The 13676-nt window shown below is 73.5% G+C and carries 14 protein-coding genes and 1 tRNA gene; 5 read left to right on the top strand and 10 right to left on the bottom strand.

Annotated features, from left to right (window positions below; translation table 11 throughout):
* The first annotated feature begins 75 nt into the window (after window positions 1–75).
* On the top strand, window positions 76–3075 hold the full coding sequence (locus tag HNR25_RS04275; RefSeq protein WP_184633423.1) for an FAD-binding and (Fe-S)-binding domain-containing protein: 3000 nt from the start codon (window positions 76–78) through the stop codon (window positions 3073–3075).
* Window positions 3076–3113: 38 nt separating this feature from the next.
* Here the strand turns inward: HNR25_RS04275 and HNR25_RS04270 are convergent, their stop codons facing one another.
* Together HNR25_RS04270 and HNR25_RS04265 are read right to left on the bottom strand one after the other, a co-directional pair.
* Entirely contained in the window at window positions 3114–3596 is a 483-nt protein-coding gene (locus HNR25_RS04270) for a hypothetical protein (RefSeq protein WP_184633422.1), read from the bottom strand.
* Window positions 3597–3601: 5 nt separating this feature from the next.
* Window positions 3602–3919, bottom strand: coding sequence for a hypothetical protein (locus tag HNR25_RS04265; protein WP_184633421.1), 318 nt, complete (start codon window positions 3917–3919; stop codon window positions 3602–3604).
* 153 nt (window positions 3920–4072) lie between these two features.
* On the opposite strand from HNR25_RS04265, the gene HNR25_RS04260 reads away from it, so the two are divergent.
* From HNR25_RS04260 to HNR25_RS04245, 4 genes are all read left to right on the top strand, one after another.
* Window positions 4073–4145, top strand: a tRNA-Asn gene (locus tag HNR25_RS04260).
* Between the two features lie 206 nt (window positions 4146–4351).
* The gene (locus tag HNR25_RS04255; protein WP_184633420.1) at window positions 4352–4591 is read left to right on the top strand and encodes a ribbon-helix-helix domain-containing protein; all 240 of its coding nucleotides are present in this window, start codon (window positions 4352–4354) and stop codon (window positions 4589–4591) included.
* Window positions 4588–5025: a type II toxin-antitoxin system VapC family toxin gene (locus HNR25_RS04250; RefSeq protein WP_184633419.1), complete on the top strand. Its 438-nt coding sequence runs from the start codon at window positions 4588–4590 to the stop codon at window positions 5023–5025. The genes HNR25_RS04255 and HNR25_RS04250 overlap by 4 nt, the downstream gene beginning before the upstream one ends.
* Window positions 5026–5150: 125 nt before the next feature.
* Window positions 5151–5639 (top strand): NUDIX hydrolase, encoded by a 489-nt coding sequence (locus tag HNR25_RS04245; RefSeq protein WP_184633418.1) that lies wholly within the window; start codon window positions 5151–5153, stop codon window positions 5637–5639.
* 105 nt (window positions 5640–5744) lie between these two features.
* On the opposite strand, the gene HNR25_RS04240 is transcribed toward HNR25_RS04245, so the two are convergent.
* The 8 genes from HNR25_RS04240 to HNR25_RS04205 all read right to left on the bottom strand — a co-directional run bounded on the left by HNR25_RS04240 (window position 5745) and on the right by HNR25_RS04205 (window position 13626).
* On the bottom strand, window positions 5745–6626 hold the full coding sequence (locus HNR25_RS04240) for an SAM-dependent methyltransferase (protein ID WP_184633417.1): 882 nt from the start codon (window positions 6624–6626) through the stop codon (window positions 5745–5747).
* Between the two features lie 262 nt (window positions 6627–6888).
* Window positions 6889–8067: a 4-hydroxybenzoate 3-monooxygenase gene (locus HNR25_RS04235; protein WP_184633416.1), complete on the bottom strand. Its 1179-nt coding sequence runs from the start codon at window positions 8065–8067 to the stop codon at window positions 6889–6891.
* Between the two features lie 201 nt (window positions 8068–8268).
* Window positions 8269–8685, bottom strand: coding sequence for a 4-carboxymuconolactone decarboxylase (gene pcaC / locus HNR25_RS04230; protein WP_184633415.1), 417 nt, complete (start codon window positions 8683–8685; stop codon window positions 8269–8271).
* Window positions 8682–9524 carry a 3-oxoadipate enol-lactonase gene (pcaD, locus tag HNR25_RS04225; protein ID WP_376767456.1) on the bottom strand — a complete coding sequence of 281 codons (843 nt, stop codon included), beginning with the start codon at window positions 9522–9524 and terminating at the stop codon, window positions 8682–8684. Before pcaD ends, pcaC begins: the two co-directional genes overlap by 4 nt.
* 46 nt (window positions 9525–9570) lie before the next feature.
* Window positions 9571–10941 carry a 3-carboxy-cis,cis-muconate cycloisomerase gene (gene pcaB / locus HNR25_RS04220; RefSeq protein ID WP_184633414.1) on the bottom strand — a complete coding sequence of 457 codons (1371 nt, stop codon included), beginning with the start codon at window positions 10939–10941 and terminating at the stop codon, window positions 9571–9573.
* Between the two features lie 99 nt (window positions 10942–11040).
* Window positions 11041–11631: a protocatechuate 3,4-dioxygenase subunit alpha gene (pcaG, locus tag HNR25_RS04215; protein ID WP_184633413.1), complete on the bottom strand. Its 591-nt coding sequence runs from the start codon at window positions 11629–11631 to the stop codon at window positions 11041–11043.
* Window positions 11631–12374, bottom strand: a complete 744-nt coding sequence (gene pcaH, locus HNR25_RS04210) for a protocatechuate 3,4-dioxygenase subunit beta (protein WP_184633412.1) — start codon at window positions 12372–12374, stop codon at window positions 11631–11633. Before pcaH ends, pcaG begins: the two co-directional genes overlap by 1 nt.
* A 76-nt stretch (window positions 12375–12450) precedes the next feature.
* On the bottom strand, window positions 12451–13626 hold the full coding sequence (locus HNR25_RS04205; protein ID WP_184633411.1) for a thiolase family protein: 1176 nt from the start codon (window positions 13624–13626) through the stop codon (window positions 12451–12453).
* Window positions 13627–13676: the final 50 nt, after the last annotated feature.

Here is a 13676-nt window from a genome sequence, read left to right as displayed (position 1 = left end):
ACCTGACATCCGATGTCGGGTATCACCGACGCGTCGGCGGTTGTCTCGCCACGCCACCCGCGCCAGGCTGGGATCATGCCCGAAACGACCTCCCCAGCGGCCCTGCCCGACATCGACCTCGACGCCTTCCAGCGCGCCTTGCGCCGCGACGTCGCGGGGACGGTGGCCTTCGACGCCGGCACCCGGGCCCTCTACACCGCCGACGCCTCCAACTACCGGCACGTACCCCTGGGCGTGGTGCTTCCGCGCACGGTCGGCGACGTCGTCGCCGCCGTGGCCGCCTGCAACACCTACGGGGTGCCGCTGACGACGCGCGGCGGAGGCACCAGCATCGCCGGCAACGCCATCGGCCAGGGGCTGGTCATCGACACCTCGCGCCACCTCACCGCCATCGAGGAGATCGACCCGCAGCAGCGCACCGCCCGCGTCCAGCCCGGCGTCATCCTGGACGACCTGCGCGCCGCCGCATCCGTGCACGGGCTCACCTTCGGCCCCGACCCCTCCACGCACAGCCGGTGCACCATCGGCGGGATGATCGGCAACAACTCCTGCGGATCCCACTCGGTCGCCTGGGGCACCACCGCCGACAACGTCGAGTCGCTGGACGTGCTGCTGCACGACGGCACCCGGATGACGGTCGGCGCCACCGGCCGCGAGGAACTCGACCGGCTCGCGGCCCTGCCCACCCGCGAGGGCCGGATCTACGCGTCGCTGCGCGACCTGGTCACCACCTACATGGGCGACCTGCGCACCGGCATGCCCCAGCTCTCCCGGCGCGTCTCCGGCTACGCGCTGGACCGCCTGCTGCCGGAGAACGGCGGCCACCTCGCCCGTGCGCTCACCGGAACCGAGGGCAGTTGCGTGACCGTGCTCGGCGCAACGGTGCGGCTGGTGGAGTCGCCGCCGGCCCGGACCCTGGTCGTCCTGGGCTACCGGGACGCGCCGGCGGCCGCCGATGCCGTGCCCGAACTACTCGAGCACAACCCGCTGACCGTCGAAGGCCTCAACGAAGAGCTGCTCGCGCGGGTGCGGCGGCCGGGGGAAGGCAGCACCGGCCTGCCCTCCGGCGGCGCCTGGCTGATGGTCGAGGTGGGTGGCGCCGACGCGGCCGAGGCGACCGAGCGCGGAAAGGCGGTGCTGCGCTCGCTGACGGGCGCGGCCCGCCCGCTCGACTCCGATGTGGTCGAGGACCCCGCGCACGCGCGGGCGCTGTGGCGCATCCGCGAGGAGGGTTCGGGACTGGCCACGCGCGCGCCCGACGGCACCGAGGCCTGGCCGGGCTGGGAGGACGCGGCCGTGCCCCCGGAACGCCTGGGCTCCTACCTGCGGGCCTACGACCGGCTGATGGACGAATACGGTTACCGCGGCGTGGTCTACGGCCATTTCGGCGAGGGCTGCCTGCACGTGCGCGTCGATTTCGGACTGGACCACGCCGAAGGGCGCGTCCGGTTCCGCTCCTTCATGGAGTCCGCCGCCGACCTCGTCGCCGAGCACGGCGGATCGGTCTCGGGCGAGCACGGCGACGGCCAGGCCCGCTCCGAGCTGCTGCCCCGGATGTACGGCGACCGGATCATGCGCGCGTTCAGCGAGTTCAAGTCCGTGTGGGACCCCAACGACCGGATGAACCCCGGAGTCGTCGTCGCCCCCCGGCCCATGGACGCCGACCTGCGTCAGGCGGCCGTGACCAGCGGACCGCTGACCGTCCTCGACTACCCCGAGGACCAGGGCGACTTCGCGCGCGCCATGCGCCGCTGCGTGGGCGTGGGCAAGTGCCGGCGCCACGAAGGGTCGGGCGTGATGTGCCCCAGCTACATGGTCACCCGCGACGAGAAGGACTCCACCCGCGGGCGCGCCCGGATGCTGTTCGAGATGATCAACGGCGAGGTCATCACCGACGGCTGGGCCTCCGAAGAGGTGCGCGACAGCCTGGACCTGTGCCTGTCGTGCAAGGGCTGCCGCAGCGACTGCCCGGTCAACGTGGATATGGCCGCCTACAAGGCCGAGTTCCTGCACCACCACTACCGCAACCGTGTGCGGCCGGCGTCGCACTACTCCATGGGGTGGCTGCCGGTGTGGGCGCGGCTGGCGGCCGCGGCGCCCGCCGAAGTCAACCGGGCGGGCGGCGCCCGCGGACTCGGCGACGCGCTCAAGCGCCTGGGCGGCATCGCGCCGCAGCGGACCGTCCCCGAGTTCGCGCGCACGACGTTCACCCGCTGGTTCCGCCGCCGCGCGCGCAGGCAGGAGGGGCGGCGCAGCGGGGGCCCGCTCGGCCGTGTGCTCGGGCGGAGCGGCGCCGCCGCACAACCCGGCGCGGGCGGCGCGTCGGCGCCGGAGAACCGGCGGGGCACCGTGGTCCTGTGGCCCGACACCTTCGGCAACTACCTGCATCCGCAGGTGCCCGCCTCGGCGGTTCGGGTGCTGGAGGACGCCGGTTTCCGCGTGGTGCTGCCCCAGGGGCAGGTGTGCTGCGGGCTGACGTGGGTCTCCACCGGGCAGTTGAGCGTCGCCCGGCAGGTGATGCGCCGTTCGCTGCGCGCACTGGCACCCCACGTGCAAGCGGGGCTGCCCGTCGTCGGGTTGGAACCCAGCTGCACGGCCGCGCTGCGTTCGGACCTGCTGGAGATGCTGCCCGGACACGAGAGCGAGCGGGTGGCCGCGTCGGTGTACACCCTCGCGGAGTTCCTCGACACCTGTGCCCCCGACTGGGAGCCGCCGCAGGTGGACGCGAAGGCCATCAGCCAGGTGCACTGCCACCAGCACGCGGTCATCGGCTTCGACGCCGACCGCACGCTCATGGAGCGCGCCGGGATCGACGGCGACGTGCTGGATTCGGGCTGCTGCGGGCTGGCCGGGAACTTCGGTTTCGAGGCCGAGCACTACGACGTGTCGACGGCGGTGGGGGAGCGGGTGCTGCTGCCGGCCGTGCGCGAGGCCGACCCGCAGACGCTGGTGCTGGCCGACGGTTTCAGCTGCCGCACCCAGATCGACCAGGAGGCGGGACGCCCGGCCCTGCACCTGGCGGAGGTGCTGGCCCAGGGCCTGGCCGACCGGGACGCTCGGCGCCGGCAGGGATAGCCGGCCCGCGGGGAGTGCGGGGCCCGGACCGGAGTGCCTCACACGCCCAGCCGCTCGCGCAGAGCGGCCAGTTCGGGGCCGGCCTGTGCGGCGACCCGGGGGTCCTGCGGGTCGACGCCCTCGTCGACGTGGATCTGCCAGGAGATGTCGGACCCGCCGGGCGGGCGCCGCGCGACCAGGCGGAACCCTTCGGCGCCGCCCTCCAGCCCGACGTGGCGGGAGACGACGATCGTGGCGGTCACCCGCTCGTAGACGACCTCCGCGATCCGCCCCGGATCCTCGACGTGGAACACGTGCCGGCCGCGGCCCTCCTCGGTGAAGGTGAGGCCTTCTTCGGTCCACCGGGCGCGGTCGATGTGCTCCCAGGGCACAGCGCGGCCGTCGGGCAGGTGCAGCGCGCGGTCGGTGGCCGCCAGGGCGTTCGCGCCCCCGCCGGTGACGGCGAGGACGCGTTCGCGGCGCTGAAGGGACACCCGGGAGCGCAGCTCCGCGGGCAGCGCGGTGCGGCGTGGGAGGCGCATCGCCGTCAGCGTGTTCCGGTGTCGGTGCCGCTGCCGGCCCCGTCGGGGCCCGTCCCGTTCAGGTGGGCGGCCTCCTCCTCGGTGGGCCGGGCCAGGAAGTCCTTGAGCGAGGTGACCGGCATGCGCTCGGAGACCTTGCCGTAGACGGCCTTGCCGGCGCCGCTGACCTGGGCGCCCACTACGCCTGCGGTCTCCTGCACGGCCGGGTTCTCGGCGACGCGCCGAGCCGTGCGGACCAGCTGCTCGTAGCGGGCCTTGCCGGCCCTGGCCCCGAGTACGTATCCCACTGCGAGTCCGGCGGCGAACGTGATCCGGTAGCGCATAGGTCCCTCTCCCGTCGTCGGTGGGTGCTGCCCCTGCGCCCCTGACGCTACCCCGGGCTCCTGGAAAACGTGGCACGAGCACACCTGCGGATGCGCTAGTCTGGATACGTCGCCACGGCGGGGATCACCCGTCGAACCGGCGCAAGGGTCCGATCCCGCGTAGCTCAATCGGCAGAGCAGCCGGCTGTTAACCGGCAGGCTACTGGTTCGAATCCAGTCGCGGGAGCAGCCGAAGGAAGCCAGGCCAGATGGCCTGGCTTTTTTCATGCGCCGTGTCTCCCACCGGCTTTCGTCCGCCTCATCGTCGGGCGGAGCCCCCGAGGTGTCGCGAGACCGAGTGGGCCGGGTCGATGGTGAAGCAGGCTTGGGCTTCCGCCAGGCGCCGATGCGTCAAGCTCAAGCGGCTACGTGTGCATGGGTTAGCATTGGTACATGTCGATGCAGCGGACCAATGTCTATGCCGACCCCGAGGATCTGGCCCTGATCAAGGAGGCCGCCCGGCTTCGTGGCGTCGCGGAGGCGGAGATCATCCGCGAAGGCCTGCATCTCGCCGCCATGTCGAATCGCGTCTGGGACGATCCTCTCGACTGGCCGACGTTCGACGGTAGCGGTGAGCCCGTCACCCGCGACGAGATCACCGAGACCGTTGCTCAGGAGCGCCGCGGCGCATGATCGTCATCGCCGACACCTCGGGGATCATCGCCGCCTCCGACCGCAACGCGCCTGAGGCGCCGGCCTGCCGGGCCGTGCTGGAGAAGGCCGGTACGGTGATCGTTTCCGGATTGGTTCTGGCCGAACTGGACCACACGGCCAAGGCCCGGTTCGGCCCCGCAGCGCGGAGCCGGCTGCTGGACCACCTCCTCGCCCAAGCGCATCGCATGCGCTTCCAGGTCCCGGAGACGAGCGTCGACGTCCTCGATACCGCGCGAGCCGTGCAGCGGCGCTATGCGGACCTGGATCTGGATCTCGCCGCCGGCGTCAACGTCGCCTTGGCCGCCGAATATCGGACCGACGCGCTGTTGAGCCTCGACCGGCGCGACTTTCGGACCGTGCGCCCGCTTACCCCGCATCAGGCCTTCCGCCTGCTTCCCGACGACCTCGCGTGAGCCTCGGCGCTTGGCCGGAGCGAATGCCGTCGGGGCCTCGCACCGCGGCGCTCGGACCAGGGCGGACCGGCTGAGCGCTCGGGTCGAACGGCCGGCGCTATACGACACGGGGAAGGGGAGACCGAATGGCGAAGACCAGTGCCGGGCTGCTGCTGTACCGGTGGGGCGCGGCCGGGGCCGTCGAGGTGCTGCTGGGGCACATGGGCGGGCCGTACTGGGCGAAGAAGGACGAGCGCGCCTGGTCGGTGCCCAAGGGGGAATACACCGCCGGCGAGGAGCCGGCGGCCGCCGCTCGGCGGGAGTTCGCCGAGGAGCTGGGACGCTCCGCACCCCCGGGGGAGCCGTTCGTTCTGGGGCAGGTGCGCCAGTCCGGCGGCAAGACCGTCACCTGCTTCGCGCTCGAAGGCGACTTCGACGCTTCGCGGATCGCGGGCGGTACCTTCGCGATGGAGTGGCCGCCGCGCTCGGGCCGGACCCGGGAGTTCCCCGAGATCGACCGGGCCGCCTGGTTCGACCTGCCCGCCGCGCGCGCGAAGCTGGTCGCGGGCCAGGTCCGGTTCGTGGACGTATTGGAGAGAGCGGTCGGCCCGGCTCCGGGCGGGTCAGGGGCGTGAAGCTCCCCGGAGCCGGGGCGGTCCGGCGGGCCTAAGCGCGGTGCTCGGGTGCCGGGGTGCCGGACCGCGTCGCGCAGCCGGTCGGGGGAGCCGTGTTCGGTCGGGTCACGGTTTGACGGCGACGCCGCCGACGATGAGTTTCGCGTTGCGCGGGGGCATGGTGTAGCTGCCCAGCGACTTGGCGTCGGGGGGCAGCGGACGCCACCGGTTCAGCGGGACCAGGCCCGGTTCGACCAGGTTCCAGTCGCCGAAGTAGCTCTGGATCCGCTCGGCGGTGCGCCACAGTCCCGCCTTCAGCCGCTCTTGGAACGCGGCCTGCAGGCGGCGGGCGCGATCGGCCTCGTCGGGGAACTGCGCGGAGTCGGGTTCGCAGAAATGGCTGACCGCCAGGCAACTGCCGGAAACCACGGCATCGCGCAGCCGGCGGGCGATCCCGCCGGGGTCCTCCGCGTCGCTCAGGTGGTGCAGTATGCCGCCGAGCATCACCGCTACGGGGCGCTGGAGGTCGAGCAGCCCGAGCCGTTCCGCCTCGGTCAGCACCTCCTCCGGACGGGTCAGGTCGTTCTGCAGTACCAGTGTGGTGCGGTTGTTCTCCAGCAGCGCCCGCCCGTGCGCCAGCACGATCGGGTCGTTGTCGACGTAGGCCACGTGGGCGTCGGGAACGGACTCGTGTGCGATCTCGTGCACGTTGCCGTCGGTGGGCAGGCCCGATCCGATATCGAGGAACTGCTCGATGCCGCGCTCGGCGGCGAGGTAGCGGGTGGCCCGCTGGACGAAGGCGCGGTTGCCCAGGGCGAGGTCGGTCACGCCGGGAACGACCGACTCGGCGTAGTTGGCCATGTCCCGGTCGATCTCGAAATGGTCCTTGCCGCCCAGGTAATAGGAGTAGACCCGGGCGATGCTGGCCTTGTCTGATTCGATCGGCGTCGGCTCGGTGTAGGCGCCGCCGGCACGCTTCATGAACTTCGGTGATTCGAAACGAGGCATCGCCATCCTCTTCAGGGGGGAAGTCGGCCGATGGTCGCCGGAAGTCTATGCCCGTCGAGTGGCGCCAGTCACCTTTTCGCGGCATTCGGTGATCGGAATACCGGAATCTACGGACAGACCGAAACCCCCGAAGCATCCGGTCCGCACCGTGTGTCCCGGCGGCCTCGCGGGCCGTGCCCGCGCCGGCGCCCGATGCCGACCGTCCTCCCCCCGCGCCCGCTCGCGCGCCCCGCCGGTGGAAGCGGTGCGCGCAAGCGGGGGGTCACACGTGGGGCAGCCCCGTGTAGTTCTCGGCCAGAGCGGCGGCCGCCGGCTCGCAGGCGGCGATGTGGTCCAGGTGCGACTGCTGGATCCGGTGCTCGAAGTCGGTCGCCGCGGGGTCGGTGTGCATCAGCGACGTCATCCAGTAGGAGAAGTGCTCGGCGCGCCACACCCGGCGCAGCGCCCGGTCGGAGTAGGAATCCAGTCCGGACGCGTCGCCCGCGCCGTACCACGCGCCCATGCCCTCGGCCAGCAGCATCACGTCGCGCATCGCCAGATTCAGCCCCTTGGCGCCGGTAGGCGGCACGATGTGGGCGGCGTCGCCGGCCAGGAACAGGTTCCCGTGGCGCATCGGCTCGGTGACGAAGCTGCGCATCGGCGTGATGCTCTTGTCGGTGATGGGCCCGGTCTCCAGCTTCCAGTCGCTGCCGGTCAGCTCGAAGCGGGCCGCCAGCTCCGACCAGATGCGCTCGTCCGACCAGTCGGCGGGGTCGGTGTCGGCGGGCACCTGCAGGTAGAGGCGGCTGACCGACTCCGAGCGCATGCTGTGCAGCGCGAACCCGCGGGTGTGGCGGGCGTAGATCAGCTCGTCGCACGAGGGCGGAACGTCGGCGAGGATGCCCAGCCAGGCGAACGGGTAGACCTTGTCGTAGGTGCTGACGACCTCCTCGGGCAGGCTCGCCCGCCCGATGCCGTGAAAGCCGTCGCAGGCCACGACGTAGTCGCACGCCAACGTGTCCTCGGTGCCGTCGGCGGAGGCGAACCGCACCCGCGGATTCCCGGTCTCGGCCCCCTCGATCGCCCGGGCCTGGGATTCGAACAGGATCCGCCCGCCGTCGGCCAGGCGCCGCGCGATCAGGTCTTTGACGATCTCGGTCTGCGCCCAGATCATGACGTGGCGCCCGGTCAGAGCGGGAAAATCGATGCGGTGCCCGCGCCCGTCGAAGCGCAGCTCGATGCCGTCGTGGCGGAAGCCTTCCCGGTCCATGCGCTCGCCCAGCCCCGACGTGCGCAGCGCCTCGGCGACGCCGTGCTCGACCACTCCCGCCCGCTGGCGGCGCTCGCAGTAGTCGCGGTCGCGGCGCTCCAGCACGACCGACTCGATTCCCTGCTGATGCAGCAGGTGCGACAGGAACAGCCCGGCGGGGCCGGCTCCGATGATTCCGACTGTGGTGCGCATGATCGGGTCCGCGGCGCGGCGGCGGGGCCGGTGCCGGCCCGGCTGCGGCGCGCCGCTTGCCTCCCTTCGAGGAGAAAGCGGGTGGGGCGGTGGTCACGGACGGGTGCGCGGGCGCTTACCGGGGGCGGGGCGGCCGTTCCGGCCCGCGCCGTCCGCGGAGCGGCCTGCGGACACCGGGACCGGCGTCCGCCGGCCCCGGTGTCACTGTCCGTCGTGTTCTCCGAGCTCGTCCAGAACGCGCTGGGCGATGCCGAAGGCCTTGTTGGCGGCGGGCACGCCGCAGTAGATCGCCGCCTGAAGGAACACCTCGGCGATCTCGTCGCGGGTGAGCCCGTTGCCCACGGCGGCCCGCACGTGCATGCCGAGCTCGTCCCAATGGCCTCCGGCGGTCAGCGCGGTCAGCACCATGCAGCTGCGCGTGCGGCGGTCCAGACCCTCCCGGTTCCAGATCTCGCCCCACGCGTACCGGGTGATCAGGTCCTGGAAGGGCTCGGTGAAGCCGGTCTTGGCGGCTTCGGCGCGGTCCACGTGGGCCTCGCCCAGCACCTCGCGGCGCACCCGCATGCCCGCGTCGCGGCGGGAGGCGTCGTCGGTGGCGCGGGTCTCGTCCGTGCTCATCGGTTCTTCTCCGTCGTGGTCGGTGTGTCGTCGCCCCCGCCGAAGTGGGTCCGCAGCAGGCCGGTGACCGCGTCGGCGGACTCCCAGCTGGCCAAGTGGGCGCCGTCGACCCGGTGCAGCCGCGCATGCGGCACGGCGGCGGCGATGCGCTCGGCGTGCTCGGGCGGGGTGGCGGGGTCGTCGGCGCCGGCGACCACCAGGGTAGGCGCGGCGACGCGCGGCAGGTCGGGGCGCAGGTCCATGTGCTGGATGGCGGCGCAGCAGCCCGCGTAGCCCTCGGCGGGGGTGCCGGCCACCATGGCGCGCATGCGTTCGGCTACGCCGGGCTCCCGCTCGGCGTAACCGGGGGTGAACCAGCGCTGCACGACCCCGTCGGCCACGGCGCCGGTGCCCTCGTCGCGCACGGTCTCCGCCCGCCGGCGCCACCCGTCGGGCTCCAGGTGCGGCGCCGTGCACAGCAGCGCCAGCCGGTCGATGCGCTCGGGCGCGCGAGCGGCGAGCCACATGCCCGTCATGCCGCCCAGCGACAACCCGGCGAAGTGGGCGCGCTCGGCGCCGAGCCGGTCCAGCAGGCGCAGCACGTCGCCGCCCAGGTCCGCCAGGCTGTAGGGGCCCGCCGGGACGGGCGAGCCGCCGTGGCCGCGGGTGTCGTAGGCCACGACGCGAAAGTCCTGCGACAGCGCGTCGATCTGGGGCCGCCACATCTGAAGCGTGCTGCCGAGCGATCCCGACAGCACGAGCAGCGGCGCGTCGCGCGGGCCCTGGACGACGTGGTGCACGTCGACGCTCACGGTCTCCTCCAGCGGGTCGAACGGGGGTGCGGCGGTGCGGAGCCGCACCGCACCCGCCCCGGTGGCCGGTGCGGGTGCCGCGGCGGGTGCGCCATCAGGACGGCGCTCGCGTTCCGGTGCGGCGGGCACGGGCGGCCAGCGCCCGGTCCACCAGGTCGGGGGCCGAGCCGAGGTAGCCCGCCGGGTCGAGCAGCGCGTCGATCGCGGCGCGGTCGCGGCGCCCTTCCAGGCGGGCGGCGAGCACCGCTGCCAACGCGTCTCCGGTGCGGGCCGCTTCCCGGCAGGCCTCGCCGACCTGTTCGTGGGCCCGGGCGCGGCCCAGCTCGTCGGCGAGGTCGGCGGTGACGCGTTCGGCCATGGGGAAGCCGCCCGAGGCCGCCAGATTGGCGCGCATGGCCTCGGGGCGCACCGCGAGCCGCTCCAGCGACGTGTCCAGCCAGGCCGCGGCCGAACCGGCGGCCTCCAGCAGCCGGGTCAGTGTCGGCCACTCGGCGTGCCAGGCGCCGGCTGCCCGCTGGTGCTGCTGGACCTGGGCGGCGAAGAGCGTCGACACCAGCCCCGGGGCCTGCTCGGCGCAGGCGGCGGCCGAGACCGCGGCGATGGGGTTGCGCTTGTGCGGGAGTGTGGAGGAGCCGCCGACACCGGAGCCGCCGAACTCCTCGACCTCGGCGACTTCGGTCTGGGCCAGCAGCACGATGTCGCCGGCGGGCTTGCCCGCCGCGCCGCAGACCCGGCCCAGGGCCGCGGCGATGTCGGCGATGCGGCCGCGCTCGGTGTGCCAGGGCAGCTCCGGCTCGGCCAGTCCCGCCTCCTCGGCGAAGGCCGCGGCCGCCGCCGGGCCGTCGGCGCCCAGCGACGCCAGGGTTCCGGCCGCACCGCCCAGCTGCGCGGCGGCCCGGTGCCGGAGTACCTCCGCCAACCGTGCGGCCGCGGTCTCCAGCCCTTCGAGCCAGCCGGCGGCCACCGCGCCGAAGGTGGTCGGCAGCGCCTGCTGGAGCAGGGTGCGCCCGGCCATCACGGTGGTGCGGTGCTGGGCGGCCAGCTCCGCCAGGCGCTCGCCCGCCGACGCGGCGCGGCCGGCCACGACCGCGCCCGCGCGGCGGCTGACGAGCATGGCCGCGGTGTCCATGATGTCCTGGCTGGTGGCGCCGTAGTGGATGCGGCGCGCGGCGTCGCCGCCCACCTGCCGGGTCAGTTCCGCCACCAGCGGCACGACCGGGTTGCCGGCCCCGGCCGCGTCCGCCCCCAACCGGTCGGCGTCGAAGTTCTCCGGTACGCACGCCGCGGTGATGGCGGCAGCGTGCTCGGGGGCGATGAGCCCGACACGGGCGTGGGCGCGCGCGAGCGCCGCCTCGGCGTCCAGCAGCGCCCGCAACCACGCCCGGTCACCGGTCTCGGCGCCGATCCCGCCGCGGCCGAAGACGCCTCCGAAGAGGCCTTCCGCCGCACCGCTGTCCTCGTTCACGGTTCCTCGCTCGCTTCCGTCACCACGTGGGCCCGTGGGCCCGTCGTCCCGCCTCGGCCGTGCCCCGCGTGTCCGCCCGCACGGGCCCGTCCCCGCAGGTCAGATATCGAAGAACACCGTCTCGCCGCTACCCTGCAGGCGGATGTCGAAGACGTAGTCCCCTGCTTCGCTCGCGCTGCCGGCGCCGTCCTCGGCGGCCCGCGCTACGAGGGTGGCGCGCAGGCTCTCGGGCACCGCCGCCAGCACCGGATCGGCGGCGTTGGCCCGGGTCTCCTCGGGGAAGTAGATGCGGGTGACGGTCCGGTGGAGCATGCCCCGCGCGAACACCGACACGTCGATGTGGGGGGCCTGCAGCGCCCCGTCCGCGCCCGGAACGGGCCCCGGTTTGAGCGTGCGGATCCCGAAGCGGCCGGCGGCGTCGGTCTCGCACCGCCCGAAACCGCGGAAGCCGGGCCAGGACCGGGCGCCGCGCGGATCGTCGGGGTGGTCGAACCGGCCGTCGGGATCGGCCTGCCAGGTCTCGATCAGGCCGTCGGGGACCGGGTCTCCGGCGCCGTCGTAGAGCGTTCCGCGGATCCAGATCCCCCCGTCGGCGCTTTCGGCCAGCGCGTAGGGTCCGTCGGCCCAGGGCAGCCCGATGTGCAGGTAGGGGCCGACGGTCTGGGAAGGGGTGGTTGCGCCGTTGCTCATCAGTCGTCGTCCGCTTCCGACTCGAAGACGGTGGATTCGCGCCCGCGCAGCACGATGTCCCACTCGAAGGCCAGCGCCCACTCGGGCGCCGTGTTGGCGTAGTCGAACCGGGCCACCAGCCGCTGCCGGGCCTTCTCGTCGGGAATGGAGTTCCACATGGGGTCCTGGAAGAACAGCGGATCCCCGGGGAAGTACATCTGGGTGACCAGGCGCTGGGTGAATGCCCGGCCGAACAGCGAGAAGTGGATGTGGGCGGGCCGCCAGGCGTTGTCGTGGTTGCCCCACGGGTAGGCGCCCGGCCGGATGGTGACGAACCGGTAGCGGCCGTTCTCGTCGGTGAGCGTGCGTCCCACGCCGGAGAAGTTCGGGTCCAGCGGGCAGGGCCAGTTGTCGCCGGTGTGGCGGTAGCGGCCGCCGGCGTTGGCCTGCCAGATCTCGATCAGCGTGTGCGGGACGGGTGTGCCGTCGCCGTCGCGCACCTGCCCGTGGACGATGATGCGCTGGCCCTGGGGTTCGGCCTCGTGCTGGGCGGTGAGGTCGTTGTCGGTCTCACCGATGCGGTCCTCGCCCAGAACCGGGCCGGTGACCTCCGTCAGCATGTGCGGAAGCAGCTGCAGCGGCCGCTTGGGGTGGCGCAGAGCGGTGCTGGCATATCCGGGGTAGTCCAGCGGAGGGTGCACCTCGTGGTCGCGCCGGTATCCGGCCGCGAGCGGGACCGCGCCGGTGCGCGGATCGGTGCTCATGGCTCCTGTTCCTCCTGCCTGTGCTCGAACGGGTGCGGAGTGGGCCCGGTTCCGGTTCGGGCCCGGCTGCGCGTCGTCAGGCGTGCAGCACCACGGCGAGGCCCTGGCCTACGCCGATGCAGATCGCGGCCAGTCCCCATCCGCCGCCGCGGCGGTGCAGTTCGTGGGCGAGCGAGCCCAGGATCCGCGCGCCGGAGGCGCCGAGCGGGTGGCCGATGGCGATGGCGCCGCCGTTGGGGTTGACGATCTCCGGGTCCAGGCCGGGCCAGCGCCGCAGGCAGGCCAGCGATTGGGCGGCGAAGGCCTCGTTGAGTTCGACGGCCGAAAGGTCGTCCCAGCCGATGCCCGCGCGCGACAGCGCGGTCTCGGCGGCCTCCACCGGTCCGACGCCGAAGCGGTGCGGCTCCACTCCGGCGACGCCGCGGCTGACGATACGCGCCAGCGGCGCGGCTCCGGTGGCCGCGGCGGCCTGCTCGCCGCCGATCAGCAGGGCGGCCGCGCCGTCGTTGAGCGGCGAGGAGTTGCCGGCGGTGACGGTGCCGTCGGGGCGGAACGCCGGCTTGAGCCCGGCGAGCTTGTCCAGCGAGGTGTCGCGGACGCTTTCGTCGCGCGCGAGGTCGACGCCGGGCACCGGCACGATCTCGGCGTCGAAGACGCCCTTGCTCCAGGCCTCGGCGGCCTTGGTGTGACTGCGCAGCGCGAACGCGTCCTGCTCGGAACGCTCGATGCCGTACTGCTCGGCGATCTGCTCGGTGCACTCGCCCAGCGAGACGGTCCACTCCGCGGGCATGGCCGGGTTGACCATGCGCCAGCCCAGTGTCGTGGAGTGCAGTGTCTCGTGCCCGGCGGGGAAGCCCTTGGCGGGCTTGGGCAGCACCCAGGGCGCGCGGCTCATCGACTCCACGCCGCCGGCCAGGATCAGTGAGGCGTCGTCGACCGCGACCGCGCGGTTGGCGGCGATGACGGCCTCCAGCCCCGACCCGCACAGCCGGTTCAGCGTGGCGCCGGGCACGGACGTGGGCAGCCCGGCCAGCAGCGCGGCCATGCGGGCGACGTTGCGGTTGTCCTCGCCGGCGCCGTTGGCGTCGCCGAAGTAGACGTCGTCGACGGCGGCGGGGTCGAGCCCGGGTGTGCGTTCGACGAGGCCGCGGACGGCGTGGGCGGCGAGGTCGTCGGGGCGCACCCCGGCGAGCGCGCCGCCGTGCTTGCCGAACGGGGTGCGCACCGCGTCCAGGACGTATACGTCGGTCATTGCGGGCCTTTCTGCTACGAGCGGGCGGAGCCGCCGAGCGGGTGCCGGGG

This window comes from Streptomonospora salina, assembly GCF_014204715.1.
Classification (GTDB): domain Bacteria; phylum Actinomycetota; class Actinomycetes; order Streptosporangiales; family Streptosporangiaceae; genus Streptomonospora; species Streptomonospora salina.
Note: the sequence above shows the minus strand (reverse complement) of the source record. Positions and strands in the feature narration are given on the sequence as shown.